Source organism: Alteripontixanthobacter muriae (genome assembly GCF_013336795.1).
GTDB classification, from domain to species: domain Bacteria; phylum Pseudomonadota; class Alphaproteobacteria; order Sphingomonadales; family Sphingomonadaceae; genus Pseudopontixanthobacter; species Pseudopontixanthobacter muriae.
In genome coordinates, this window is the sequence record NZ_JAAFZT010000012.1 from 173,621 (window position 1) to 197,118 (window position 23,498).

Annotated in this window: 19 protein-coding genes, 1 tRNA gene and 1 pseudogene; 14 read left to right on the forward strand and 7 right to left on the reverse strand. The window is 63.2% G+C overall.

Annotation, left to right across the window (positions count from 1 at the left end):
- Together G7A66_RS14100 and G7A66_RS04235 are read right to left on the reverse strand one after the other, a co-directional pair.
- Nucleotides 1-627 (reverse strand): annotated as a pseudogene (locus tag G7A66_RS14100) (dihydroorotase); the annotation flags it as partial.
- On the reverse strand, nt 624-1,667 hold the full coding sequence (locus G7A66_RS04235) for an aspartate carbamoyltransferase catalytic subunit (protein WP_174294487.1): 1,044 nt from the start codon (nt 1,665-1,667) through the stop codon (nt 624-626). The gene G7A66_RS04235 and the pseudogene G7A66_RS14100, both read right to left, overlap by 4 nt.
- Nucleotides 1,668-1,780: 113 nt before the next feature.
- On the opposite strand from G7A66_RS04235, the gene sppA reads away from it, so the two are divergent.
- Both sppA and G7A66_RS04245 read left to right on the forward strand, forming a co-directional pair.
- Nucleotides 1,781-3,655, forward strand: coding sequence for a signal peptide peptidase SppA (sppA, locus tag G7A66_RS04240; RefSeq protein ID WP_174294452.1), 1,875 nt, complete (start codon nt 1,781-1,783; stop codon nt 3,653-3,655).
- A 93-nt stretch (nt 3,656-3,748) separates the two neighbouring features.
- Nucleotides 3,749-3,823: transfer RNA gene (locus G7A66_RS04245), tRNA-Val, on the forward strand.
- 872 nt (nt 3,824-4,695) lie between these two features.
- Here G7A66_RS04245 and G7A66_RS04250 read toward each other — a convergent pair.
- Nucleotides 4,696-5,988, reverse strand: a complete 1,293-nt coding sequence (locus tag G7A66_RS04250; protein WP_232366627.1) for a sulfotransferase family protein — start codon at nt 5,986-5,988, stop codon at nt 4,696-4,698.
- A 134-nt stretch (nt 5,989-6,122) separates the two neighbouring features.
- Between G7A66_RS04250 and serS the strand changes: the two genes are divergently transcribed.
- The 4 genes from serS to G7A66_RS04270 all read left to right on the forward strand — a co-directional run bounded on the left by serS (nt 6,123) and on the right by G7A66_RS04270 (nt 10,104).
- Nucleotides 6,123-7,409, forward strand: a complete 1,287-nt coding sequence (gene serS, locus G7A66_RS04255; RefSeq protein WP_174294453.1) for a serine--tRNA ligase — start codon at nt 6,123-6,125, stop codon at nt 7,407-7,409.
- Nucleotides 7,409-8,185 (forward strand): 5'/3'-nucleotidase SurE, encoded by a 777-nt coding sequence (gene surE, locus G7A66_RS04260; RefSeq protein WP_174294454.1) that lies wholly within the window; start codon nt 7,409-7,411, stop codon nt 8,183-8,185. Before serS ends, surE begins: the two co-directional genes overlap by 1 nt.
- Nucleotides 8,185-8,973, forward strand: a complete 789-nt coding sequence (locus G7A66_RS04265; protein ID WP_174294455.1) for a M23 family metallopeptidase — start codon at nt 8,185-8,187, stop codon at nt 8,971-8,973. Before surE ends, G7A66_RS04265 begins: the two co-directional genes overlap by 1 nt.
- Before the next feature lie 81 nt (nt 8,974-9,054).
- Entirely contained in the window at nt 9,055-10,104 is a 1,050-nt protein-coding gene (locus G7A66_RS04270) for a potassium channel family protein (RefSeq protein WP_174294489.1), read from the forward strand.
- A 12-nt stretch (nt 10,105-10,116) separates the two neighbouring features.
- Here G7A66_RS04270 and G7A66_RS04275 read toward each other — a convergent pair whose 3' ends face one another.
- Complete coding sequence (locus tag G7A66_RS04275; protein ID WP_174294456.1) at nt 10,117-10,482, reverse strand: DUF1761 family protein; 366 nt, start codon at nt 10,480-10,482, stop codon at nt 10,117-10,119.
- A gap of 73 nt (nt 10,483-10,555) precedes the next feature.
- Between G7A66_RS04275 and rimO the strand changes: the two genes are divergently transcribed.
- Nucleotides 10,556-11,962, forward strand: a complete 1,407-nt coding sequence (gene rimO / locus G7A66_RS04280) for a 30S ribosomal protein S12 methylthiotransferase RimO (RefSeq protein ID WP_174294457.1) — start codon at nt 10,556-10,558, stop codon at nt 11,960-11,962.
- On the opposite strand, the gene G7A66_RS14105 is transcribed toward rimO, so the two are convergent.
- Nucleotides 11,963-12,562 carry an alpha-ketoglutarate-dependent dioxygenase AlkB gene (locus G7A66_RS14105; protein ID WP_206675053.1) on the reverse strand — a complete coding sequence of 200 codons (600 nt, stop codon included), beginning with the start codon at nt 12,560-12,562 and terminating at the stop codon, nt 11,963-11,965.
- A gap of 107 nt (nt 12,563-12,669) precedes the next feature.
- Here G7A66_RS14105 and G7A66_RS04290 point away from each other — a divergent pair, with 107 nt between their 5' ends.
- The 7 genes from G7A66_RS04290 (at nt 12,670) to G7A66_RS04320 (ending at nt 22,006) form a co-directional block, all read left to right on the forward strand.
- A complete protein-coding gene (locus G7A66_RS04290) occupies nt 12,670-13,470 on the forward strand; it encodes a transglutaminase-like domain-containing protein (protein WP_174294458.1) in 801 nt (266 codons plus the stop codon).
- A 66-nt stretch (nt 13,471-13,536) separates the two neighbouring features.
- The gene (gene zwf / locus G7A66_RS04295; RefSeq protein ID WP_174294459.1) at nt 13,537-15,033 is read left to right on the forward strand and encodes a glucose-6-phosphate dehydrogenase; all 1,497 of its coding nucleotides are present in this window, start codon (nt 13,537-13,539) and stop codon (nt 15,031-15,033) included.
- A gap of 12 nt (nt 15,034-15,045) precedes the next feature.
- The gene (gene edd, locus G7A66_RS04300; protein WP_174294460.1) at nt 15,046-16,860 is read left to right on the forward strand and encodes a phosphogluconate dehydratase; all 1,815 of its coding nucleotides are present in this window, start codon (nt 15,046-15,048) and stop codon (nt 16,858-16,860) included.
- A gap of 9 nt (nt 16,861-16,869) precedes the next feature.
- Nucleotides 16,870-17,853: a glucokinase gene (glk, locus tag G7A66_RS04305; RefSeq protein WP_174294461.1), complete on the forward strand. Its 984-nt coding sequence runs from the start codon at nt 16,870-16,872 to the stop codon at nt 17,851-17,853.
- Complete coding sequence (gene eda, locus G7A66_RS04310; RefSeq protein ID WP_408609236.1) at nt 17,850-18,485, forward strand: bifunctional 4-hydroxy-2-oxoglutarate aldolase/2-dehydro-3-deoxy-phosphogluconate aldolase; 636 nt, start codon at nt 17,850-17,852, stop codon at nt 18,483-18,485. Before glk ends, eda begins: the two co-directional genes overlap by 4 nt.
- Nucleotides 18,482-21,253: a phosphoenolpyruvate carboxylase gene (locus G7A66_RS04315; protein WP_174294462.1), complete on the forward strand. Its 2,772-nt coding sequence runs from the start codon at nt 18,482-18,484 to the stop codon at nt 21,251-21,253. Before eda ends, G7A66_RS04315 begins: the two co-directional genes overlap by 4 nt.
- An 87-nt stretch (nt 21,254-21,340) precedes the next feature.
- Entirely contained in the window at nt 21,341-22,006 is a 666-nt protein-coding gene (locus tag G7A66_RS04320; protein ID WP_174294463.1) for a L,D-transpeptidase family protein, read from the forward strand.
- On the opposite strand, the gene tilS is transcribed toward G7A66_RS04320, so the two are convergent.
- A complete protein-coding gene (tilS, locus tag G7A66_RS04325; RefSeq protein ID WP_174294464.1) occupies nt 22,003-22,986 on the reverse strand; it encodes a tRNA lysidine(34) synthetase TilS in 984 nt (327 codons plus the stop codon). The genes G7A66_RS04320 and tilS overlap by 4 nt on opposite strands.
- 4 nt (nt 22,987-22,990) lie before the next feature.
- On the reverse strand, nt 22,991-23,498 hold a 508-nt coding region (locus G7A66_RS04330; protein ID WP_174294465.1), incomplete at its 5' end, for a tetratricopeptide repeat protein.

The window sequence follows — 23,498 nt, forward strand, 5'->3', positions numbered from 1 at the left end:
CGCAAGCGCGATATCGCGCATGACCGCCAATTCCTCCGCCTGCGCGGGCGCGCCCGCCAGGCCCATCCGCGTCGCCATTTCGCCTGCGGTGGCAACGGCAGGACCCGACAGCGCCGCATCTTCGGCATGGGCAATTACCACGAGGTCCAGCATGGCCGCATATTGCAGCAGGCGCAGCATCATGCCGGAATCGCCGATCCAGCGGCGGCCCGTGGCGATTGCGCGAGCGCCCGCGTCGCGCATCAGCGCCACTTCGGCCAGGCGCTCGCCTACCAGTCCAGTGGTCGCCGCCGCAAGCGGGTGGACCCACAGGTCAGGCTTGCCGCTCTGCGCTGCGAAGCGGATTCGGGGCGGGAAGTCGAGCGGCGGATCCTGGTCCGGCATCAGCGCCGCACGGGTGATCCCGCCGAAATGGAACGCGGGCTTGTCGATCGAAAAGACGCTGAGGTCGACGAGGCCCGGCATGATCAGGCGGCCGTTCGCTGCGATGACCTCGTCACCGGCCTGCGGCGCGATGTCGCCCAGCGCCGCGATATGTCCGTCCACCATGCGCAAGCCGCCTTCGACGATCCCGCTGTTCAGGACCAATCGACCGCCCTTGAGGAACACTGCCCGCGCCTGCTTCATGGCCAGTTTCCGTCAGCCTGAAGATCATCCCAGCCGTCCACCCCGCGCTGCCGGCGGGTCAGCACATCGAGGCAGGCCATGCGCATCGCGACGCCCATCTCCACCTGCCGCGTGATGATCGAACGATTCAGCAGATCGGCCACGTCGCTGTCGATCTCCACGCCCCTGTTCATCGGCCCGGGATGCATCACCAATGCATCCTGCTGCGCCAGTTCCAACCGCTTCCGCGTGAGGCCATACAGATGATGATATTCGCGCGGCGAAGGGATGAACTGCCCCGCCATGCGCTCCGTCTGCAGCCGCAGCATCATCACCACGTCCGCGCCTGACAGGGCCTCGTCGAAGGAATGGAACGGGGTGGCGCCCATCGCCTCTATCGCAGCTGGAAGCAGCGCAGGCGGAGCGCAGACCCGGACGTTCGCACCCAGCGCGGTCAGGCACAGGATGTTGGACCGTGCGACCCGGCTGTGCAGGATATCGCCGCAGATGACGATCGTCTGCCCCGTGAAATCATCCCCCGCCTCTCCACGTGCGCGCAGCGCATGGCGCAGGGTGAGCGCATCGAGCAATGCCTGCGTCGGATGTTCGTGGCTGCCGTCTCCGGCATTCAGAACCGGGCAGTCCACCTTGTCGGCAATCAGCGCGACCGCCCCGCTCGATGCATGGCGGATCACGATGGCATCGGCCCGCATGGCGTTCAGCGTGATCGCGGTATCGATCAGCGTTTCGCCCTTCTTCACGCTGGAGGTTGCCGCATGCATATTCACGACGTCGGCACCAAGGCGCTTGCCCGCGATCTCGAAGCTGAGCAGCGTCCGGGTAGAGTTTTCGAAGAAGGCGTTGATGATGGTGAGGCCGGTCAGCGCATCGGCGCGCTTGGCGCTGCGGCGGTTCAGCTCAATCCACTGCTCGGCCTCGTCCAGCAAGTACAGGATTTCGTGACGTTCGAGCCGCCCGATGCCCAGCAGGTCACGATGCGGAAAGGCCAGGCCACCCGCCGGGTGGCGGGACGCTGCGGAGGAGGTGCCGGGCAGTGCCATCAAGGCCATGCCCTTAATCGAGCCAGGTATGTCGCTCAAGCGGTTTCGGGTGGCAGGAACAGGCAGCGAACCCTAGATAGGCTGCGGACGATATAATCGGGGACGCATTTCAGATGATTTTCGCACGCAAGGTCTGGCACCTGCTGGTCGGCATCAAGGACGGGCTGAGCCTTGTCTTCCTGCTGCTTTTCTTTGCACTGCTCTACGCGGTGCTGACCGCACGGCCCAGCCCGGCCATGGTACAGGACGGCGCGCTTCTTCTCGAACTCGACGGAATTATCGTCGAGGAACGTACCGAGATCGATCCTTTCGCCGTGCTGCTATCCGGTTCTGCGCCCACGGGCGAATATCCTGTGCGTGAACTGGTCCGCGCGCTGGATGCGGCGGCGGATGACGACCGGATCGGCTCCGTCGTGCTCGACCTCACCCGCTTCATGGGCGGCGGACAGGTACATCTTACGGAAATCGGTAGCGCTCTCGACCGCGTACGCGCAGCGGAAAAGCCGGTTCTGACCTATGCTGTCGCCTATGCCGATGACGGGATGATGCTCGCCGCCCACGCCAGCGAGGTCTGGCTCGACCCGATGGGCGGCGCCAGCATCACCGGTCCGGGCGGCAATCGCCTGTATTATGGTGAATTGCTCGACCGACTGAACGTGAATGCGCGCGTCTACAAGGTCGGTGAATATAAATCCGCTGTCGAGCCATATTTGCGCAGCGACATGTCGCCCGCAGCACGCGAGAATTACGAAGCTCTCTATGGTGCACTGTGGGAGGAATGGCAGGCAAATGTAAAAAAGGCGCGGCCTTCCACCGATATCGCCCGCGTGACGCAGAATCCGGCCGAATGGTTGCAGGCCAATGGCGGCGATCTCGCTACCGCAGCGCTGCGCGCAGGGCTCGTCGACAAGCTTGGCAACCGGGCGCAATTCGGGGCGCGCGTAGCGGAGATCTCGGGCGAGGACGAATGGGACGACATGCCCGGTGCCTTCGCGCATACCGAACTCGAACCGTGGCTGGCGGACAATCCGCTGGAAGAGATCGGCGAGCGGATCGGCGTGGTCACTGTGGCCGGAACCATCGTGGACGGTGATGCAGGCCCAGGCACCGCCGGTGGGGACCGGATATCCCGCATTCTCGACGAAGCTCTGGACGAGGATCTGAAGGGCTTGGTCATCAGGGTCGATTCGCCCGGCGGATCGGCCCTGGCGAGCGAGGAAATCCGCCGCGCCGTCCTGCGCCACAAGGCGAAGGGCATCCCCGTCGCCGTCAGCATGGCGAATGTCGCGGCCAGCGGCGGATACTGGGTCGCCACCCCCGCCGACCGGATCTTCGCCGAGCCTGAGTCGATCACCGGATCGATCGGCATCTTTGCCGTAATCCCGACATTCGAGGAAGCGGCAAACAGCATCGGCGTATCCTCCGACGGGGTGAAAACCACTGTACTTTCCGGCCAACCCGACCTTGTCGCGGGGTTCCCGCCCGAAGTGGATGCCATCCTGCAAAGCACGATCGAAGACGGATATGACGACTTCATCGCCCGCGTCTCGCAATCACGCGGATTGTCGGCGCAGGCCGTGGACCGGATCGGGCAGGGCCGCGTCTGGGACGGCGGCACCGCCCGCCAGATCGGCCTGGTGGATCAATATGGCGGTCTGGACGATGCCCTGGGATGGGTCGCTGCCAAGGCCGGGCTGGCTGGTGACGATTGGCACCCGGTCTTCCTGGGCACCGAAGAAGGCACCTACGATACGCTGCTTCGCAGCCTGTTCATGCCGGCCGAGGCGCGTGGCCCCGCACTCGACAATTTCGCCATGTTCGCAGGCCAGCAGGATGCCTTGCTCGCCCAGCTGCAAGGCGACCTTGAGCGGCTAACCGGCACTCGCGGGATGCAGGCCTATTGCCTGGAATGCCCCGCCCCGCACCGCTCTGCTTCCGGACGGCTCGACAGCGGGTGGCTGGCCATGCTGGCGCGGCTGATTAACTGATCCCGCGTCTGGAGGCGAGCCGCGCCCCGCAGGTCACCGCTTGCCAAGCATGGCGGATGGTGGCAAAGGCGCGGTCCTGCCAGTCGGTCCGGCGGGCGCGTAGCTCAGTGGTAGAGCACACCCTTCACACGGGTGGGGTCGCAAGTTCAATCCTTGCCGCGCCCACCATCTTTTCAATGACTTAGAAGAGATGGTTCGCGTTGCCATGAAAACATGAAACGTGGGTGGACATCCGCGGACATTGACGGGGATTTCGGCGCAATAAGGTTTCGAGCTTTCGCCAACTACATGGGCCAGCATTTCGCAGCAAACCAGAAGGTTATCGCGTTTCACGATTGGCTGTCACACACGGCTATAGGCAGAGACCGCGGAAGGAGCCTTGGCTGCGGCCTCCCCTTGTTGGTCCCTTCCACGCTTCTTTGTCCCAAGCCTTTCCACCGGCCCTACTGAAAAGCGGAGCCTCCCCCAGCTTTCCAGAACACTGTTGTTGAAGAAATTCTGCCGGTGCGGGCGGCACAGGGATCTGTCTCGGTCGCCCATCCTTGTCCTTACCAACTGTCAGCGTGCGCTTGCGAGGCTCGAAATCGCTGACTGTAAGACCGGCAATCGCACCGGGTCGGAGTGGCAGAAGGCACAGCGCCTGAACGAATGGAGCTACTTCCACGCTAGCAGCTGTCAGGCGTTTCCGCCGGTCATCACGATCAAGATAGAGCTCCCGCCTCCGGTCAGCACCCTTGTTCGGCTTTAGCGCTTCCTGCCAGGCAGCATCGGTATTCGGCGCGCCCGGGTTTGGCATCTGCCCTAGTGCTGCCCTGAGCGGCACGATGTCGCGATTAACGCTCGATGCAGACCGTTGCCTCGTGCGTTGTTCGCCTTCCTTGTTGCGGCTCCAGGCACTCGGCCCGGGAACTTTCCATGAAGAAGACTTCATCCGCCGATGATACTGAGATCGGTAGCTTTGTCGTCAGTCTCTCGTGGCCACCGCTTCCTGCGTGCCGTGCCTGCCCTTTCTCCCGGCGCAAATGCACGCCTGCCCACACCTAACCGGCCTTGCGGCAAGCTGGCGTGGGCGCTGCGCCTTCCACCGGAACGGCAAAACTGCGCACATAGTCGCCAAGACTGTCCGTCACTTCCTCTTCCGTCAGCCCGAACTGCTGAAGGCTGTAATTATGCGGCTTCTGTTTCAGCTTGCGCGAGCGGGTGACGTAAGCTTCCATCGCGGGCTGCGCGGGTGTCATGTCCATCTCGAGAAAATCGTAGATTCGCGCCATCGTTCCGCGCCAGTCGCGGTCCATGTCGGCAAATTGAACATCCATCATGCGCTCGGCGGGGATGCTTTCCCGTGCTTTGCGCATGCGGGCGATCTCCAGCTCCGTCTTGCGCAGCCATTCCCGCCCGATGTCCGCCGCATCGACGTCATCGGAATAGATGATGGTCTGGTTCCAGGCGAGGCTGGCGGCGCTGCCAACGACGGCTATCGGATCGCGATGGGTGAAGATCAGCCGGGCATCGGGGAAGACGTTCAGCAAAGCCGGCAGGTCCAGCATGTGCTGAGGCGTCTTCAATATCCACGGACGGATGCTGGAGACCTGCTGCGACCATCCGATCAATCTGAGCAAGTCAGCCATATAGCGGTATGCAGGTGTTGCATCCGCATCTTCGCACCAGCGGCCATAGGTCGGCACCTGCCACTGCGCCTCGTGCTTCATCCCGTACATGCTTGCGACTAGCAGGCCGAGTTCTTCCTCCGGCTCAAATGGGCCGGTCGGGTGAATCGACAGGGTGCGCGGGTTGGCGAGACGGGCGACCTTCATGATGCGCGAGGCAAGAACCGGACGAAAGTCGCGCACCGACGGATCTTCGAAATCGGGGCGCGGCACCGGGCTGATCGTCTCGAAGCTGCGCATGTGCGAAAAGCGGTGGTCGCTCGCCAGCAACCGGTGCAGCCGCGTGGTTCCGGACCGCATCGGACCGACGATGACCACCGGCCGCTTGACGGGGCGAGCCAAAATCTCCGGATGCCGCGCAAACCACATTTGCGCCCATAGCCTGTCCACCAGCACTTTCTGGAATTGCTGCTGGGCGGAAACTTCGCCCGCCGCATTCAGCCTAGCTTCGGCATTCACCGAATCGAGCAGCACGTCGAAGGGCTTCTCGAACCAACCGTCGCCGAAATCGTCCAGCCCCGCCTGCGCCGCGGCCCTGTCCATCAACGTTTGCCTGTCGAGGCGCACGGGGTTCAGCCAGCCGAGCCGCCGTCCTGTGCGAATGCCGCCGTCGAGCACATCTATGAAGCGGGTGCGCTTAGGCGGAAGGGCGTGTTTTTGTTGCAAATTATCTCGCCATTCCAGCGGCTGAACGAAGTGCTGCTCGCTGCCAGAGCGCGAGGCCTACGTCCAGCCCTGTGCAGAAATGTCGCATTATTTGCAGGGTGGACAAGCCCGTCTGCCTGTCCAATAGCACCGCCATGCATGATATCCGTGTGATCCGCGACGCCCCCGACGCTTTCGATGCCGGCCTGGCGCGGCGCGGAGCCGAGCCTGCAGCCGCGGCCATTCTCGACCTCGACAGCCGCCGCCGGGCCGTGGCGACCCGCATGCAGGAGGCGCAGGGCCGCCGCAACGAAGCCAGCAAGGCTATTGGGCAGGCCATGGCCAAGGGCGAAACGACGCTTGCCGAAACGCTGAAGGCCGAGGTCGCCGAGCTGAAGCAGACGCTACCCGCGTTCGAGGAAGACGACCGCCAGCTCTCCGCCGACATGAACGACCGGCTCGCTGCCCTGCCCAATGCACCAGCGGATGACGTGCCGGATGGCGCGGATGAGAGTGCGAATTTAGAGCAGGCCCGCTGGGGCGATCGCCGCGAGTTTTCCTTCACCCCGCGCGAACATGCCGACCTTGGGCCGCCGCTGGGGCTGGATTTCGAGACCGGCGCAAAGATTTCCGGCGCGCGGTTCACATTCCTGCGGGGGCCGATAGCCCGGCTGCACCGGGCATTGGGGCAGTTCATGCTGGACATGCAGGTGACACAGAACGGCTTCACCGAATGCGCCCCGCCCCTGCTGGTGCGCGACGAAGCAGCCTTCGGTACGGGCCAGCTGCCGAAGTTCTCCGAAGATCTGTTCCAGACCACGGATGGCCGCTGGCTCATTCCCACTGCCGAGGTCAGCCTGACCAATGCCGTTCAGGGCGAGATCCTGGACGAAAGTGCCTTGCCGATCCGCCTGACAGCGTTGACCCAATGTTTCCGCAGCGAGGCTGGGGCCGCAGGCCGCGACACGCGCGGCTTCATACGTCAGCATCAGTTCGAGAAAGTGGAACTGGTCAGCATCGTGCGGCCCGAAGACAGCGAGGCGGAGCACGAACGCATGACCGCCGCGGCTGAAGGCGTGCTGAAAGCGCTTTGCCTGCCCTATCGCAGAATGCTGCTTTGCACGGGCGACATGGGCTTCACCGCGCGCAAGACATACGATCTGGAAGTCTGGTTGCCGGGACAGGACGCTTATCGGGAGATTTCCAGCATCTCGAACACGGGCGACTTTCAGGCGCGTCGGATGAATACCCGATATCGCCCCGCAGGTGAAGGCGGCAAGAAGACTGCCTTCGTGCATACGCTGAACGGTTCGGGTCTTGCGGTTGGCCGGACACTGGTCGCGGTGCTTGAGAACTATCAGCAGGAGGATGGCTCTGTCGCCGTTCCCGACGCCCTCGCCCTCTACATGGGCGGAATGACGAAGCTGGAGGCAATCGGCTGATGCGTATTCTTGTCACCAATGACGACGGTATTCACGCGCCGGGCATCGACGTTCTGGAAGAGATCGCACGCGAGATGAGCGACGATGTCTGGGTCTGCGCGCCAAGCGAGGAACAGTCGGGCGCGGGCCATTCGCTGACCCTGAACCGCCCGGTGCGGCTGCACAAGCATGGCGAGCGCCGCTTCGCCGTCAGCGGCACGCCGACCGATTCCGTCATGATGGCGCTGCGCATGGTCTTGACGGAAGAGAATGGCGGTCCGCCCGACCTGATCTTGTCCGGCATCAATCGCGGAGCCAATCTCGCCGACGACATCACCTATTCCGGCACGGTCTCCGCGGCAGTGGAAGGTGCCTTGGCCGGCATCCGTTCCATCGCGCTGAGCCAGGTCTATTCGCGTGAGAGCCATGGTCAGGACATCCCCTTTGCCGCCGCAAGAGCATGGGCTGTCCGCGCGATCGAACCGCTGCTCGATACGCCTCTGCCGGAACGAACGCTGGTCAACATCAATTTCCCGCCGCTGGCCGCCGACAAGGTGCAAGGCATCCGCGTCTGCAGACAGGGATTTCACGACTATTCGCGCGGTTCGGTGGTCGTCGGGCGTGACCCGCGCGGCTATCCCTATTACTGGTTCGGCCTCAACGCGATCGAACATTCGCTTGATCGCGGTACCGACCTGGAGTCCATCGACGATGGCTATGTCTCCGTGACGCCGCTGCAGCTGGACCTCACGCATCATTCCTCGCTGGGCGCGCTAGCCGACAGGTATGAATCCTGATGCGGCGCATTGCTCCTGTGGCGGTCTTCGCAGCGGTTCTTCTAAGCGCACCCCCCGCTCTGGCCAGCGACCCCGCGACCGAAACCAGTCATGTCGTGCAGGAAGGCGAAACGCTGAACGGCATCGCCAATCGCGCCCGCGTCCCGGCTGCCGTGATTGCCGCCGCGAACGGGTTGCAGGAGCCCTATTCCGTGCGGCTGGGGCAGAAACTGATCATTCCCCGGCAGCGGTCGCATAAGGTGCGCGAGGGCGACACCGGACTGTCGATCGCCCGGCGCTATGGGGTGCCATTCAGGAACATAGCCATCGCGAACAGGCTGGAGGAACCGTACGAAGTTCAAATCGGACAGGTCCTGATCATCCCGGCCGTGGTGAAGGCACCGCAGACTGTTGCAGCCCGCGAGCGGCCTTACTTCCGCGCTCCGCATGATGGAGAAATCATGCTCGGCTTCGCGGTTCGTCCAGATGGCGGCGGTCATGACGGCCTGGACTTCGCAGCCGACGCGGGCGACATGGTCCGCGCCGCTGCCAACGGGACGGTGGTTTTCGCCGGCAACGAGCCCGAGCGGTTCGGCCGCATGGTCGTCATCGATCACGGACAGGGATGGCGCAGCGTCTACGGCCATCTGGAACGGATTACCGTTTCTGCAGGGCATGTCGTGAAATCCGGCGAACGCGTCGGCATCGCAGGCGATGCGGGCGAAGCCGAGCGAGTGGAGTTGCACTTCGAAGTCAGGCGCGATGGACGCCCGGTCGATCCGGCGCCTCTGCTCGCAGGCGAGAATTAGGGCCTCTCGCGCATGAGCCGTACCAAGCCGCAGAAGCCATCGGCAAAGCGCGCGCCGACCGGCGGCCCCGAGGAGCGGACCATGCGCGGCCCTGGGTTCCGGCCCCTGCGCCGCGCGGTCAAGGTGCCGGTCTGGGGCGACCTTGGTATCCGCCTCGGCCTGGCGATCTTCCTAGTCATGATCGTGGTGATGATCCACTGGTGGGACCGCGACGGGCTGGTCGACAATCTGGATGGCGAGGTAAGCTTTTCCGATGTCGTCTATTTCACCATGATCTCGATCACCACGACCGGATTTGGCGATATCGCGCCGATTACCGACCGCGCGCGCATGGTCGAGGCGATCATCGTGACGCCGATCCGTTTCGCCGTGTTCTTCATATTTGTCGGCACGGCCTATAATTTCATCATCAAGCGCAGCTGGGAGAAATGGCGCATGGCCCGCATCCAGGAAGAGCTGAAGGACCATATCGTGGTGCTCGGCTACGGCATCTCCGGCTCCGAAGCCGTGGGCGAGTTGATTGAGCGGGGCACGGACCCGAATTGCATCGTGGTAATCGATGGAGACGAGGAACGTCTCGCGCATGCGGAATCGCTCGGCTGTGCTGTCATGGCAGCCGATTCCACCCGCGATGACACGCTGCGCGCCGTGCGTATCGAGCAGGCCGCGAATGTTCTGGTTTCTGCCGGGCGCGACGATACGTCCATTCTTATCGTTCTCACGGTGCGCCACCTTGCGCCGCATGTCCCGATCTCTGTCGTGGTGCGGGCAAATGACAACGAATTGCTGGCGCGGCAGGCGGGCGCCAACAACGTGATAAATCCCGTGCGCTTCACCGGCTTGCTGCTTGCAGGCAGTGCCAAGGGCGCGCACATCTCAGAATACATGGCCGACCTCGCCAGCGTGGCCGGTCGGGTACAATTGGTGGAACGTGAAGTGAAACCGGAGGAATGCGGCCTAGCCATCAGCGAACTGTCCACTGGCGGCCGCGGCCTTCGTGTCTATCGCGATGGCAGGGCGCTTGGGTTCTGGGAAAGCGAATGCCAGTCGCTGAGGCCGGGCGATGTGGTGGTGGAGATCGTGCCGACACTGAACGGGCGGGAACATGGCGACGCGCCAACGGCGCTCTGACCGCCCAATCGCCTATCGCAGCAGGTAGAACACACCGCCCATGGCGAGGTAGGCAAGCAACCAGTAAAGCGCATCGCGCAAGGCAAGCGCACGGCGCACGCGGCGGCGATTGTAGCCGCTCCACAGCGCAGGAATTACGAAAGCGAGCGCCAAGCCGCCCGACATCATGGGATAAAGCCACCATCTGGCCGGATCGATCCGCGCGAACATGTGTCCCATCATGCTGGCGGTTACCAGCAGCAGCAGGAAATTCACCACCTCCACCCGTGGGTCGCGGCCAACCCGCATTCCGCGGCGATTGCGATTGAAGACGATGAAGGCGACCACCTGCGCGACCACTGCCGCCAGAAGCACCGCCAACCAGTTCACTGGGCCCATATGCGACCGTTTTCCTTGCATCACCCAACAGGCTGGTGAAACGGCGCGCATGGGTGTAAGGGCGCGACGATCCATGGACAATACACTTAACATTCACCCCGCCAAGGTGCCAGACACGAAGAAAATCGGCATGGTCAGCCTCGGTTGCCCCAAGGCGCTGGTCGATTCCGAGCGTATCCTGACCCGCTTGCGCAGCGACGGCTATGCGATGAGCGCGGATTACGCCGGGGCCGATGTCGTGCTGGTGAACACCTGCGGCTTCCTCGATTCCGCCAAGGAGGAAAGCCTTGCTGCCATTGGCGAGGCTATCGCCGAGAACGGCCGTGTCATCGTGACCGGCTGCATGGGCGAGGATGCCGCCGCCATCCGCGCCGCCCACCCGGCGGTTCTGGCAGTCACCGGAGCGCATCAGTACGAACAGGTGGTTGAGGCCGTTCATGCAGCCGCTCCGCCGACGCAGGGGCCTTACGTCGATCTGATCCCGCAGCTTTTCGATGAAGCCGGTGTAAAGCTGACCCCGCGCCACTACAGCTATCTGAAGATTTCGGAAGGTTGCAATCATTCCTGCGCCTTCTGCATCATCCCCGATCTGCGCGGGAAACTGGTGAGCCGGCGCGTCGACGCGGTGCTGCGAGAAGCGGAAAAGCTGGTCGCTGCCGGCACGAAGGAGCTGCTGGTCATCAGCCAGGATACCAGCGCCTATGGCGTCGATATTCGTCACCAGCCGCGCGAATGGCACGGGCGCGAGGTTCGCGCCCACATGACCGACCTTGCGCGTGAACTTGGATTGCTGCGCACCGACGACGGCACTCCGCCGTGGATCAGGCTGCATTACGTCTATCCCTATCCGCATGTGGACGCCGTCATTCCGCTGATGGCGGAGGGGCTGATTACCCCATACCTCGACATTCCCTTCCAGCATGCCAGCCCTTCCGTGCTGCGGGCCATGAAGCGCCCGGCGAACGAGGCGAAGGTGCTGGAGCGCCTGAAGGGCTGGCGGGAAATCTGCCCGGAAATCGCCATCCGTTCCAGCTTCGTGGTGGGTTTCCCGGGCGAGACGGAGGACGATTTCGCATATCTGGTGGACTGGCTGGAAGAAGCCCGCCTCGACCGCGTTGGCGCTTTCCGCTTCGAAGCCGTCGAAGGAGCCGCTGCAAACGATCTGCCCAATCCGGTGCCCGAAGAGGTGAAGGAAGAGCGCTTCGCCCGGTTGATGGAAGTGACCGCCCGCATCTCGGCGGAAAAGCTGGCTGCGAAAATCGGTCGGACCCTGCCCGTCATCCTCGATGAGGTCGGCGAACCGGATGAGGATGGCGATTTGGGCGCCACCGGACGCAGCCAGGCGGATGCGCCGGAAATCGACGGACATGTGTTCCTGCGCGATGTTCCTGCCCATGTGCGCGCGGGCGATATCGTGCAGGTCGAGGTAGAGGATGCCGACGAGCACGATCTGTTCGGCGTCATCGCAGGATCGGACTGATCAGCGCAAGGTCCGGAAGGTAATGGAACGGCGGGTATCCTCCATCGGCGCAATGGAATGTTCCCATTCCTGCCGTGCCGCACCTTCCAGCAGGTAAAGTGAACGCGGCGGCAAGGCGACGGGCACTCGGTCGAATTTCGTCCGACCGCCCTCGCCATAATCCTTGGTTAGCCGCCGGCGAAAGCGCAGGATTGTCGGAGCGCCGAGCGACAGGCCCATGATCCGCCCATAGATCGGGCGGTCGCGATGCCAGCCGATCCCCGCACCGGGATCGTAGCGGATCAAGAGCGCCTGAACCCAGTCCTGATCCGCCATGCCGAACAAGGGCGCAAGACCTGCGCGCAAGTTCAACAGCCATGCAGGCATTGGGTCGGCTTCCACCTGCAAGCCTTTCTCATGATCATAGGCGCGGCCATAATGCGCGGTCAGGCGCTTGCCCTCCCACTGCTGAAACCTGAATGGCGCAAGGGGTGCCGCGTCGATCCACTGCATCAAATCGGCTTCGGCTTCTGGCAAAACAGCCTCCTCCACCAGCCGAAGACCTTCGACCGGCAAGCCGCCGCCATTCTCATTTCCGAACAGATCGCCTTGCCACGTCACACCCGTACAGATGGGGTGCCACCCGCCATCTGACCAGCGCCAGCTGCATGCCTGCCGCTATTGTGCGTTCAGGCGAAACATTCACCGGAGTCCGCCGTTCACCCGGTATGACGATAAAAATCGACCTTAACCTCTCCTATGAAACCGACCAACCTGCCGACGTGCTGCTGCAGTTCGAGGCGGCAGATATACCGGAGCAGGACATCATTTCCTGCAACACCAGCTTTTCGGCCAATGAACACTGCGCCCGGGTTCCTGCGCAGGACAATATCGGCGAACGCATCTGGATACGCAGCGAAGGCCGCTTCGACATCACCTATTCTGCCGAGGTGAAAGTCCAGCGCTTGCTGACCGACCTCGCCCCCCTGCATCGGATGGAGCCGCATGATCTGCCCGGAGAAGCGGTAAAATATCTGTTCGATTCGCGCTATTGCCAATCCGACCGGCTGCAGGGCTTCGTGAACGACGAATTCGGCGAGATATTCGGCGGCGAACGCATTGTCGCCATGCACGATTGGGTCGCAGCGCATTTCAGCTATGAACCCGGTGCTTCGACGGCGGCCACCACGGCCGTCGACAGTTTCGTCGAACGGCGCGGCATCTGCCGCGATTACGCGCATGTCATGGTGGCCCTGGCCCGCGCCTCCGCGATCCCTGCCAGATTCGTCAGCTGCTTCGCCCCCGGAGTCACCCCGCCCGATTTCCACGCCGTGGCCGAGGTGTTCCTGCAGGACCGTACCACTCCGGGTGGCGGCGCATGGTACCTGGTCGACGCGACGGGCATGGCCCATGCGGAGGACATCGTGAAGATCGGCGTTGGCAGGGATGCGGCCGACGTCAGCTTCATGACCAGCTTCGGCGGTACCCGGTTCATGGAGAAGACGGTCGAGGTGAAGCAAGTTGCTTGATCGGCATGATCCCTGCTCCGTTACAAGCCGTGCCTGCGCGCGCGCCAATCAGATTCGGAGAAACTGATGCCGCAGAACAAAGCCGACATCTTCACTGCCGATCGCCTGCTGCTGTTCGGCGCTACCGGCGATCTGGCGCAGCGCATGTTGTTGCCCTCGCTCTGCGCATTGGATGCGGACGGACTGCTGCACGACGACCTGCGCATTGTCGGAACCGCGCGGTCGAAAAAGAGTGATGCGGAATATCGCGATTTTGCAAGAGAAGCGCTGGAGCAGCATCTGCCCGCCGACCGGCGCGGCAGCATGGCCGATTTCCTCAACCGGCTGTCCTATCAGCCGCTGGATGCAACGACACTGGAGGGCTTTGATGAACTTGCCGAGAGGATCGGCAGAAGCGGCGACGAGGACGGCAATGAAAGAGGCGGCGGCCTCGCGATTTTCCTGTCCACCGCCCCGAGTCTGTTCGAACCGACGATCAAGGGCCTTCGGCAATCCGGCCTGACTGACGACAATGTGCGGATCGGGCTGGAAAAGCCCCTCGGCAGGGATCTCGCCAGCAGCAAGGAAATCAACGATGCCGTCGCGTCCGTTTTTGACGAAAGCGCGATCTTCCGCATAGATCACTATCTCGGCAAGGAAACCGTCCAGAACCTGCTGGCGCTGCGCTTCGCCAACATCATGTTCGAACCGCTGTGGAATGCAGGGCATATCGACCATGTGCAGATCACTGTGGCCGAAACCGTGGGCCTTGAAGGCCGCGGCGCCTTTTACGATAATGCCGGCGCCCTGCGCGACATGGTGCAGAACCACATGCTGCAATTGCTGGCGCTGGTCGCGATGGAGCCGCCCGGCAAATTCGACGCGACGGCAATCCGTGACGAGAAGGTGAAGGTGCTGCGAGCCTTGCGCCAGGTAGAGGCTGGCCAGACCGTTACGGGACAATATACCGCAGGAGCAATCGAGCGTCAGGCCGTGCCGGGCTATGACGACGAACTGGAGAGCGAAAGCGACACGGAGACCTTCGTCGCCCTGAAGGCGCATGTGGACAATTGGCGCTGGAAGGGCGTGCCCTTCTACATGCGGACCGGCAAACGCCTGCCCGAACGCGTGACCGAGATCGTGGTGCAGTTCCGCTGCGTTCCCCATTCGATTTTCAACGGCGACAGCAGCCCGAAAGCGGGCACCAGGCTGCAGCCGAACCGCCTCGTCATCGGCATCCAGCCCGAAGAGAATATCCAGCTGTCCCTGATGGCCAAAATGCCCGGCCTCGACCGCGAAGGCATTCGCCTGCGCTCGGTCCCGCTCGACATTGCCATGCCCGATGCCTTCACAGGCACGCACCGCCGCATCGCCTATGAACGGCTGCTGCTCGATCTGATCGAGGGCGACCAGACACTGTTCGTCCGGCGCGACGAGGTCGAGGCGCAATGGGAATGGGTCGACGCGATCCGCGCCTTGTGGGAGGCTGAATCCGTCCGGCCGAAGAACTATACCGCTGGAAGCTGGGGGCCGAGCGCCGCCATCGCGCTTGCCGAACGCGACGGCGTCAGCTGGCATGAATAGGAAAGGCCAAGCATGACGAGCCTGCACGATACCATCCACCGCGTGACGCAGCGGATCACCGAACGGTCCCTGCCCACTCGCCGCGCCTATCTGGAGCTGATGCAGCGTGAGGCGGACCAGACGCCGGATCGTTCGACCGTATCCTGTTCCAATCTTGCCCATGCCTATGCCGGAGCGGAGGAGGACCAGGCCGCGCTGATGGCGCATCGCGGGCCGAACCTCGGCATCGTCACCGCCTACAATGACATGCTTTCGGCGCATCAGCCCTATGGCCGCTATCCCGACCGGATGAAGATCTATGCCCGCGAGATGGGTGCGACGGCGCAGGTTGCGGGCGGCACACCAGCGATGTGCGATGGCGTGACCCAGGGGCAAACGGGCATGGAACTGTCGCTGTTCAGCCGCGACGTCATCGCGCTGAGCACCGCTGTCGCGCTGAGTCATGCTGTTTTCGACGGCGTCGCATTGCTGGGCATTTGCGACAAGATCGTGCCGGGCCTGCTGATCGGTGCGCTGCGTTTCGGCCATTTGCCCGCGATCTTCGTACCCGGCGGGCCGATGCCAACGGGCATTCCGAACAAGGAGAAACAGCGCGTCCGTCAGCGCTATGCCGAAGGCAAGGTCGGGCGCGAGGAATTGCTGGCGAGTGAGGCGGGATCCTATCATTCGCCCGGAACCTGCACTTTTTACGGCACCGCCAATTCCAACCAGATGATGATGGAAATGATGGGCCTGCACATTCCGGGCGCGGCCTTCATCCAGCCCGGCACGAAACTGCGCCAGGCGCTCGACCGCGCGGCCGTGCATCGCGTGCTCGAAATCGGAGGTAAGGGTAATGACTTCCGGCCGCTTTCCCGCTGCGTCGATGAAAAGTCCATCGTCAATGCAGCCGTCGGCTTGCTGGCTACCGGCGGGTCGACCAATCACGCCATCCACATTCCGGCCATGGCGCGGGCCGCCGGTATCGTCATCGACTGGAACGACCTCGCCGAACTGTCGAGCGCTGTTCCCCTGCTGACGCGTGTCTACCCCAACGGTGCGGGCGATGTGAACCATTTTCATAACGCAGGCGGCATGGGCTACGTCATCGGGGAACTGCTCGATGCAGGACTAGCCCACCCTGACCTCCTGACTGTCGGCGGCGACGACCTCAACGCCTATTCGCGCGAACCCGGTCTGGACAAGGACGACGCACTCGAATGGCGCGAAGTTGGCGAAAGCGGTGACGACAGCATGCTGCGCCCGGTTTCCAACCCCTTCCAGCCCGATGGCGGCATGCGGCTGGTGCAGGGCAATCTGGGCCGTGCCACCTTCAAGACCAGCGCGGTCGAGGAAGACCGCTGGACAATCGAGGCTCCCTGCCGGGTATTCCAGACCCAGAAGGCGGTTGCCGAGGCCTTTGCAGCAGGCGAACTCGACCGCGACGTGGTGGTGGTCGTCCGTTTCCAGGGGCCGCGCGCCAACGGAATGCCCGAATTGCACAAGCTGACACCGGTTCTGGGCGTATTGCAGGATCGCGGCTACCGGGTCGCTTTGATTACCGACGGGCGGATGTCGGGGGCCAGCGGCAAGGTGCCCGCCGCCATCCACTGCTCGCCCGAAGCGCTCGGAGGCGGTCCATTGTCCCTCCTTCGCGACGGCGACGTCGTGCGACTGAGCGCAGTTGACGGCACATTAGCGACTGCTGCCGATCTGTCGCAGCGCGAGCCCGCACCGATGAACGAAGCGCAAAGCGGGATGGGCCGCGAATTGTTCGCCATGTTCCGGCAGTATGCCGATGAAGCGGAGCAAGGCGGCTCAGCCATGCTTGCCACCGCAGGGTTGTAGGACCGTTCCATGCAGATCACCTGTGCCGATATCGGTGGAACGCATGCCCGCTTCGCCCTTGCCACGGTCGCTGAAGGCGGCAAGATCTCGTTAGGCGAAGTATCGACCTTTGCCACGCGGGAGCACTCCGGGTTCGAGAGCGCGCAGGACAGCTTCCGCGAATGTTGCGGCGGAACGCTTCCGGACAGTCTTGCTCTGGCGATTGCCGGCGCCGTCACCGACGGGACCATCAGCTTCACCAATAATGACTGGTCGATCTCGCTCGATGATTTGCGCGATAGTCATGGCATCGAACGTATGACGATCATCAACGATTTCGCTGCCATCGCCCATTCGGTGGCGCGGGCGGATGATGACCATCTGATGCACCTGACCGGGCCTGAGCAGCCCTTTGCGCAGGAAGGCACGATCAGTGTACTCGGCCCGGGCACCGGACTTGGCGTGGCGCATCTCCATCGCGACGGCAAGGGAAATCACCGGGTCCAGGCGACCGAAGGCGGACATGTGAATTTCGCACCGGTCGATGAGGTGGACGACGCAATACTGGCCCATTTGCGACAGCGGCACGACCGGGTTTCAGTCGAGCGCGTCGTATCCGGTCCCGCCATAGTCGACATTTATCAGGTGCTGGCAAAGCAGAGCGACCGCGATCCTTCCGATCTGAAGGATGTCGAGATCTGGAAACGCGGGATGGCAGGCTCCGACGATCTGGCCGAAGCCGCCGTCGAGAGATTCTGCATGGTGCTGGGAAGTGTAGCCGGCGATGTAGCGCTCACTCACGGGGGCTGGGGCGGCGTTGCGATGGCCGGCGGACTGGGACTGCGCCTGTGCAGGACGCTGCAATCGTCAGGATTTGCCGATCGCTTTACGGCCAAGGGGCGATTTACCGACCTGATGAAGACAATCCCCGTCAAACTCGTCACGCATCCGCAACCCGGATTGTCGGGCGCGGCGGCTGCGTTCTGTATTGAACATCCGGAGGCCTGCCCGTGAAACCGATCGAAACCATCATGCTGACCGCGCCGGTCATTCCGGTCATCGTGATCGACGATGTGCGCCATGCTGTGCCGCTTGCAGAGGCTCTTGTCGCGGGCGGCCTGCGGGTTCTGGAGATCACATTGCGCACACCGGCTGCCCTGGATGCGATCCGCGCCATGAAGCAGGTTAGCGGCGCCATCGTGGGGGCCGGAACGGTCACCAACGCTGCGGAATTGCACGCTGTAATAGAGGCTGGGAGCGAATTCGTCGTATCGCCTGGCCTGACGGATAGTCTGGCCGACGCGGCGGCGGAAACAGACACGCCCTTCCTGCCCGGCATCGCCACTGCGGGCGATATCATGCGCGGACTGGACAAAGGTCTGGAGCATTTCAAATTCTTCCCCGCCGTGGCTGCTGGCGGTCTGCCCGCGCTGAAAGCGTTAGCCGCACCGTTCGGCCAATGCAGCTTCTGCCCCACCGGCGGCATTTCGCTGCGGAATGCACCCGAATGGCTGGCCTTCGACCCTGTCTTGTGCGTCGGTGGAAGCTGGGTTGCGCCGCGCTACGCATCTGGCGACGCAGTTGATGGCGACCATGTTGCCGCCCTCGCCCGCAATGCCGCGGCGCTAAGGGGAGAGGACAGTTGAAAACCGTCGCGCAACTGAGTGAACGGCTTCAATCGCTGCATGAAAGAACGCGTGAGACGCCGCTGTTCAATCCGGTTTTCCAGCTGTCGCTCGACCTCTCGCGTGCGCTGGAGTCCGGCTCCATCGATCTGGAAACCATTGAGAGCCTGATCGCCGAACTGGAATGCCAGGCCCTGCAAAGCCGTGCAGGTCGCTTGCGAAGGCTGGTGACCCCCGTCGATCCTGACGCGAACGACGCGGTGTTTACGAAAAACGACGGGCTGGATTTCGCATCCTTTTGCAAACGGTGGGAGCAACCCCAGCTTCACGCCGTTTTTACCGCGCACCCGACATTTCTTCTCACGCCCGAGCAGTCGGAAGCCGTGGCGCAGGCAGCAGGCGGTCCGGACGAAATCGGGTCACAGGCCTGCGTGGCTTCTACCGACCGGCAGGAAGTTACTCTCAGCTACGAACACGGCCGCGCCATGCGTGCCATCGCCAATGCGCAGGATGCGCGTGACCGTATTGTCGGCAATATACTCGACCATGCCCGGCAAAACTGGCCCGACCAGTGGCAAGACCTCGCGGCGCTGCCCTTCCGTTTCGCAACCTGGGTCGGATATGACATGGACGGGCGGACCGACATAAAATGGTACACCTCCATCGGCTTCCGCTTGGCAGAGAAGGCCGAGAGGCTCGAACGCTACTGCGCGCAGCTGAAAAATATTGATTCGGCGCATCCGCTGCTGGGCGAACTGCGTCCCGCGTCCGGATACGCCAAGGATCGCGCGAATGACTTCGCCGCCGATCTCTCCGATCCCGCAGCACTGTCACTGGCCGCCAACCGGCTGACAGCGAACGATCCGCGCAAGATGTTGAGCCTTGCTCCGGTAATCGCGAAGCTCGAAGCGGAAGCTGCCGGGAATATTCCGCATTCGAGGGCGCTCAAGGTCCTCGCAGCAGCCATGCGCGCCGATGGCCTCGGCATGGGGCACATCCATTTTCGCGTGAACTCCAGCCAGCTGCACAATGCAATCCGCCGCAGGATCCACCCCGATAGCGGGCTCGATCTCGCGAGTCAGGGCGCGATGGCCGTCCTGCGCGACCTGCTGGGAAGCGTGAAGCCGCTGAAGGTGAACTTCGCCGCGCTTGCCGTCGAAAGCAGCACCGCTATCCGCCAGTTCCTCGCCATGGCGCAGATATTGGAACATGTGGACGGTGATGCACCTATCCGCATGCTGATCGCCGAATGCGAACAGCCTTCGACCGTTCTCGCCGCGCTGTATTTCGCCCGCCTGTTCGGCATCGAGGACAAGGTCGATGTATCGCCCCTGTTCGAAACCGAAACCGCGCTGGAACATGGCGGACGCCTGCTCGATGCGCTGATCGCGGAACCCTGTTTCCAGACCTACGCACGCGGCCGCGGGCGCATCGCGATACAGACCGGCTTTTCGGATGCCGGGCGCTTCGTCGGGCAGGTACCAGCCAGCCTGTCGATCGAACGGCTGCAGGGGCGGATGGCGCAGGCCCTGGCGGACAACGGGCTCACGAACGTAGCCGCTCTCATCTTCAACACGCATGGCGAGGGCATGGGCCGCGGGGCGCATCCGGGCAGCTTTGCGGACCGCCTGGCGTGGCCGCTCAGCCCTTGGGCCAGGCGCCGCTTCCTGCGCGCTGGCATCAGGATCGAACCCGAAGCCAGCTTCCAGGGCGGCGACGGTTACCTGTTCTTCGCCACGCCGGAACTGGCGCTCGCCACGCTGTCGCGCATCGCTGAATTGCGGCCTGCGGAAACCGATGGCGAGGCTCCGACTGATCCATTCTATCAGCAGACGGCAATCAGCCTCGATTTCTACCGCGCGGTCCGGTCGCACCAGCATGACCATCTGGAAAGCCGGATCTACAGCCGTGCGATCACCGCTTTCGGCCTGGGCCTGCTGAATACCACCGGCAGCCGCAAATCGCGCCGCCAGTCCGACCTGTCGGCGGATCGCGACATCAACCTGCGGCAGATCCGCGCCATTCCGCACAATGCAATCCTGCAGCAATTGGGCTATCCAGTGAACATCATCGCCGGCATCGGCAGCGCCGCGGATGGCAATTACGAAGAGATCGCCCAGCTATTGTCCAGCAGCGAACGCGGGCGGCAGATCGTGCGCTATGTCCGGGCCAGCAACGCGCTCGCCAGCATCAAGACCGTCGCTGCCTATGGCGAGTTGTTCAATTCGGCTTTCTGGGCGAGCCGCCCCTACCGCGGTGACGAGGCTGGCGTCTCGACTGCGTGCCAGGCGCTTGCCGAATATCTGGTGCAGGACGACCGCACCGGCGTGTTTCGCCGCCTGGCGAGCCGGTTGCGCATCGATGCGCTGAAACTGCACCGGCTGTTCGCCTTGCTGCCGGACGAGGCTCCTCTGGAGAACCGCGAGACTATCCGCCGTCAGATCGGCGTGCTGCAGGCGCTGCGCCTCGCTCTGATGCAGCACATGTTCCTGAAGGCCGTGTCCATTCCGGCATTTTCCCGCGCCAACGACATCAGCCGCGAGGATGTGCTGGAAATGGTATTCACCCTGCGCATCGATGATGCCATCGCACAGCTGCGGCGGGCCTATCCGACCAGCTTCCCGCAACCCGAAGATTTCGCAGTCGACGAACCCAGCGATTACCCTGATGGCCCGGGAGAGGGTTATGCCACCATCGGCAGGGTCTATATCGATCCGATCGAACGCGCTCAGGCCCTGAACCTGCGGATATCGACCGCTATCGCCAATCTTTTCGGTGCCCATGGCTGATATTTAAATAAGCTTTAACTTTGTCCCGAACCGGGACCGGCCATTGCGGAAACTGGCACAAACCGCCCGCTCGCGCATAGTGGCACCATGGACGCAATGGCGCGATGGATCGGCGGAACGACCGCTCTGATTGGGCTTGCCCTTGGCGGCGTGGCTTTGTCTGCCCGCAACACTGTGCCTGTAGCTCAGCCAGCCGATCATACCGTTTCTGCTGATCAATCGGTCCTGAACGAGTCCGAAGAAGCAGGAACCCCGCTTCGCCAAACCGCCACCGAAATGGCAGCAGACGAACCTTTCGTGATCAAGCGCGTGCTGCCGATCGAAGGGCCGATCCGCTACGGCGAATGGCACTGGGATGAAGAAGGCGTGCCCGAGGGTCCGCTGGTCATGACCGTCGATCTGGAAGCCCGGGTGCTTTCGGTCTTCCGCGGCGGATATGAGATCGGCGCGACGGCGGTACTGCTGGGCACGCAGGAACACCCTACCCCGCTCGGCAGCTTTCCGATCCTGACCAAGGAACGGCACAACGTGTCGGAAAAGTACAACAACGCGCCGATGCCCTGGACCTTGCGACTGACCTGGGACGGTATTGCGATCCACGGCGGGTCGGAGGTGGAGAACGGCTATGCCAGCCACGGCTGCATCGGCACACCCGACCCCTTCGCCGCCAAGCTGTTCGCCGCCGCCCGTAAGGGTGACCGCGTCATCATCACGCGCGGCAAGCGGATCGGGACAGGAGATTCGCTGATCTAGCCAGTTCGGCGCGGGCTTTCCGGGGTAAATATCCAGGCGGTCTCGCCATCTCTTTCCGTTACCCGCGCCTGATGCCCGCCGAGCGTGGCCGCATCTCCGCCCGACAGGCGATCGACGGCGCGCGCAATGTCGTTTCCCCGAATTCCTGCATTTCCGCCGAGTATGCGGCGCACGATTTCCAGGTGGATAAAGTGCCGACCTTCAGGTGGGGAACGCCCGGGAAAATAGAGCCAGGCGTCCTTCTCGATGATTACCGCATCGTTCCAGATGCGGCCTGTCATGCCGGCGATTGCGAGTTCTGCTTCGCCCAGGTGACGAGCACTGCGTGCGATTGCGGCCGGGTCCAGCCACTCGGCCTTGACCAGATGCCTGCGCATGGCGACGCGATCGAATTTCGCGTCGCGATTGGAAGGATCCTCGGCACAGGAAACGCCAGCGGATGTCACGAGGTCGAGAAGTTCGGCCTTGCGCCAGTCGAGCAAGGGTCGGACGAGGAGTGCCTCTCCTCCTGGAGCCTGGGTTTTCGCACGGATGCCGGCGAGGCCCGAAAGCCCGCTTCCGCGGTTCAACCGCATCAACAGGGTTTCGGCCTGATCATCGGCATGATGCGCTGTTGCGATTCCCGACAGATCGCGCCGCGCGGCCCATGCATTCAGCGCACGATAGCGCTCCTTTCGCGCAGCGGACTGGACATTGCCGGCAGGCACATCGACCCGCATGGTCTCGTGCGCGATACCCAATTCGCGGCATAGATCGGCCACCATGGCCGCTTCGGCCCCGCTTTCCGGGCGCAGGCCGTGATCAATGGTTGCAGCGTCGACATTGCCGCCCAGCACCGCATGGGCGAGCAACAGCAGCGCCATGCTGTCCGGCCCGCCGGAAACGGCGATGCCCAGCCGATCCCCGGCTGGAAAGATCGCGGCCAGATCGGCCGCGAACCTTTCTACCGCCGCAGGAGTCGGACAGCCGGGACGCAGCATTACGTCAGTCGCAATCGACCCGTGTCAGGCTGGCCTGATAGTCGCTGGACAACCTGCCCGCCGCGATGGCGGGATAGGTGTCGCTGAATTCCGCCAAGGCGATGCAGGCCCGTTCGGTATCTTCAATCGCGATCATCGATCGGGCGAGGTAAAGCAGGCTGTCGGGTGCACGCGCCGCCTGCTTGTCGGCCTGGTAGTTTCGCAGGAACCACGGGGCGGCCTCGCGCGGCTTGTTATCGTCGAGATAGGCACGGCCCAGAAGGTTTCGGCCATAGGTGGCACGGAAATGGTTCGGGTATTTCTCGACGAAAAGATTCAGTTGCTGCTGCGCCTCGGGATAGAACCCCGCGTCCCACAGCCGGAAACCATAGGAATATTCGTCATCACCGGGATCGTCGGTCTGCGGCTTGGCGATGGCCTGCACGGCGGCGAGCCGCTCCGCGCTCGGCGCGGCTACCGGCGCTGCTGGGCGGGCCGCGGGCGCCTGGGCCGGCGCGGCGGCAGGCGCAGAT

What these genes read in the sequence shown, in the direction of transcription:
- G7A66_RS04275 (WP_174294456.1), bottom strand. Translation starts at nt 10,482, where the DNA reads ATGGGCCCAGTGAACTGGTTGGCGGTGCTTCTGGCGGCAGTGGTCGCG.
- G7A66_RS04235 (WP_174294487.1), bottom strand. Translation starts at nt 1,667, where the DNA reads ATGGCACTGCCCGGCACCTCCTCCGCAGCGTCCCGCCACCCGGCGGGT.
- edd (WP_174294460.1), top strand. Translation starts at nt 15,046, where the DNA reads ATGACGAGCCTGCACGATACCATCCACCGCGTGACGCAGCGGATCACC.
- serS (WP_174294453.1), top strand. Translation starts at nt 6,123, where the DNA reads ATGCATGATATCCGTGTGATCCGCGACGCCCCCGACGCTTTCGATGCC.
- glk (WP_174294461.1), top strand. Translation starts at nt 16,870, where the DNA reads ATGCAGATCACCTGTGCCGATATCGGTGGAACGCATGCCCGCTTCGCC.
- G7A66_RS04320 (WP_174294463.1), top strand. Translation starts at nt 21,341, where the DNA reads ATGGACGCAATGGCGCGATGGATCGGCGGAACGACCGCTCTGATTGGG.
- tilS (WP_174294464.1), bottom strand. Translation starts at nt 22,986, where the DNA reads ATGCTGCGTCCCGGCTGTCCGACTCCTGCGGCGGTAGAAAGGTTCGCG.
- zwf (WP_174294459.1), top strand. Translation starts at nt 13,537, where the DNA reads ATGCCGCAGAACAAAGCCGACATCTTCACTGCCGATCGCCTGCTGCTG.
- G7A66_RS04265 (WP_174294455.1), top strand. Translation starts at nt 8,185, where the DNA reads ATGCGGCGCATTGCTCCTGTGGCGGTCTTCGCAGCGGTTCTTCTAAGC.
- surE (WP_174294454.1), top strand. Translation starts at nt 7,409, where the DNA reads ATGCGTATTCTTGTCACCAATGACGACGGTATTCACGCGCCGGGCATC.
- sppA (WP_174294452.1), top strand. Translation starts at nt 1,781, where the DNA reads ATGATTTTCGCACGCAAGGTCTGGCACCTGCTGGTCGGCATCAAGGAC.
- G7A66_RS04290 (WP_174294458.1), top strand. Translation starts at nt 12,670, where the DNA reads ATGACGATAAAAATCGACCTTAACCTCTCCTATGAAACCGACCAACCT.
- G7A66_RS04270 (WP_174294489.1), top strand. Translation starts at nt 9,055, where the DNA reads ATGCGCGGCCCTGGGTTCCGGCCCCTGCGCCGCGCGGTCAAGGTGCCG.
- rimO (WP_174294457.1), top strand. Translation starts at nt 10,556, where the DNA reads ATGGACAATACACTTAACATTCACCCCGCCAAGGTGCCAGACACGAAG.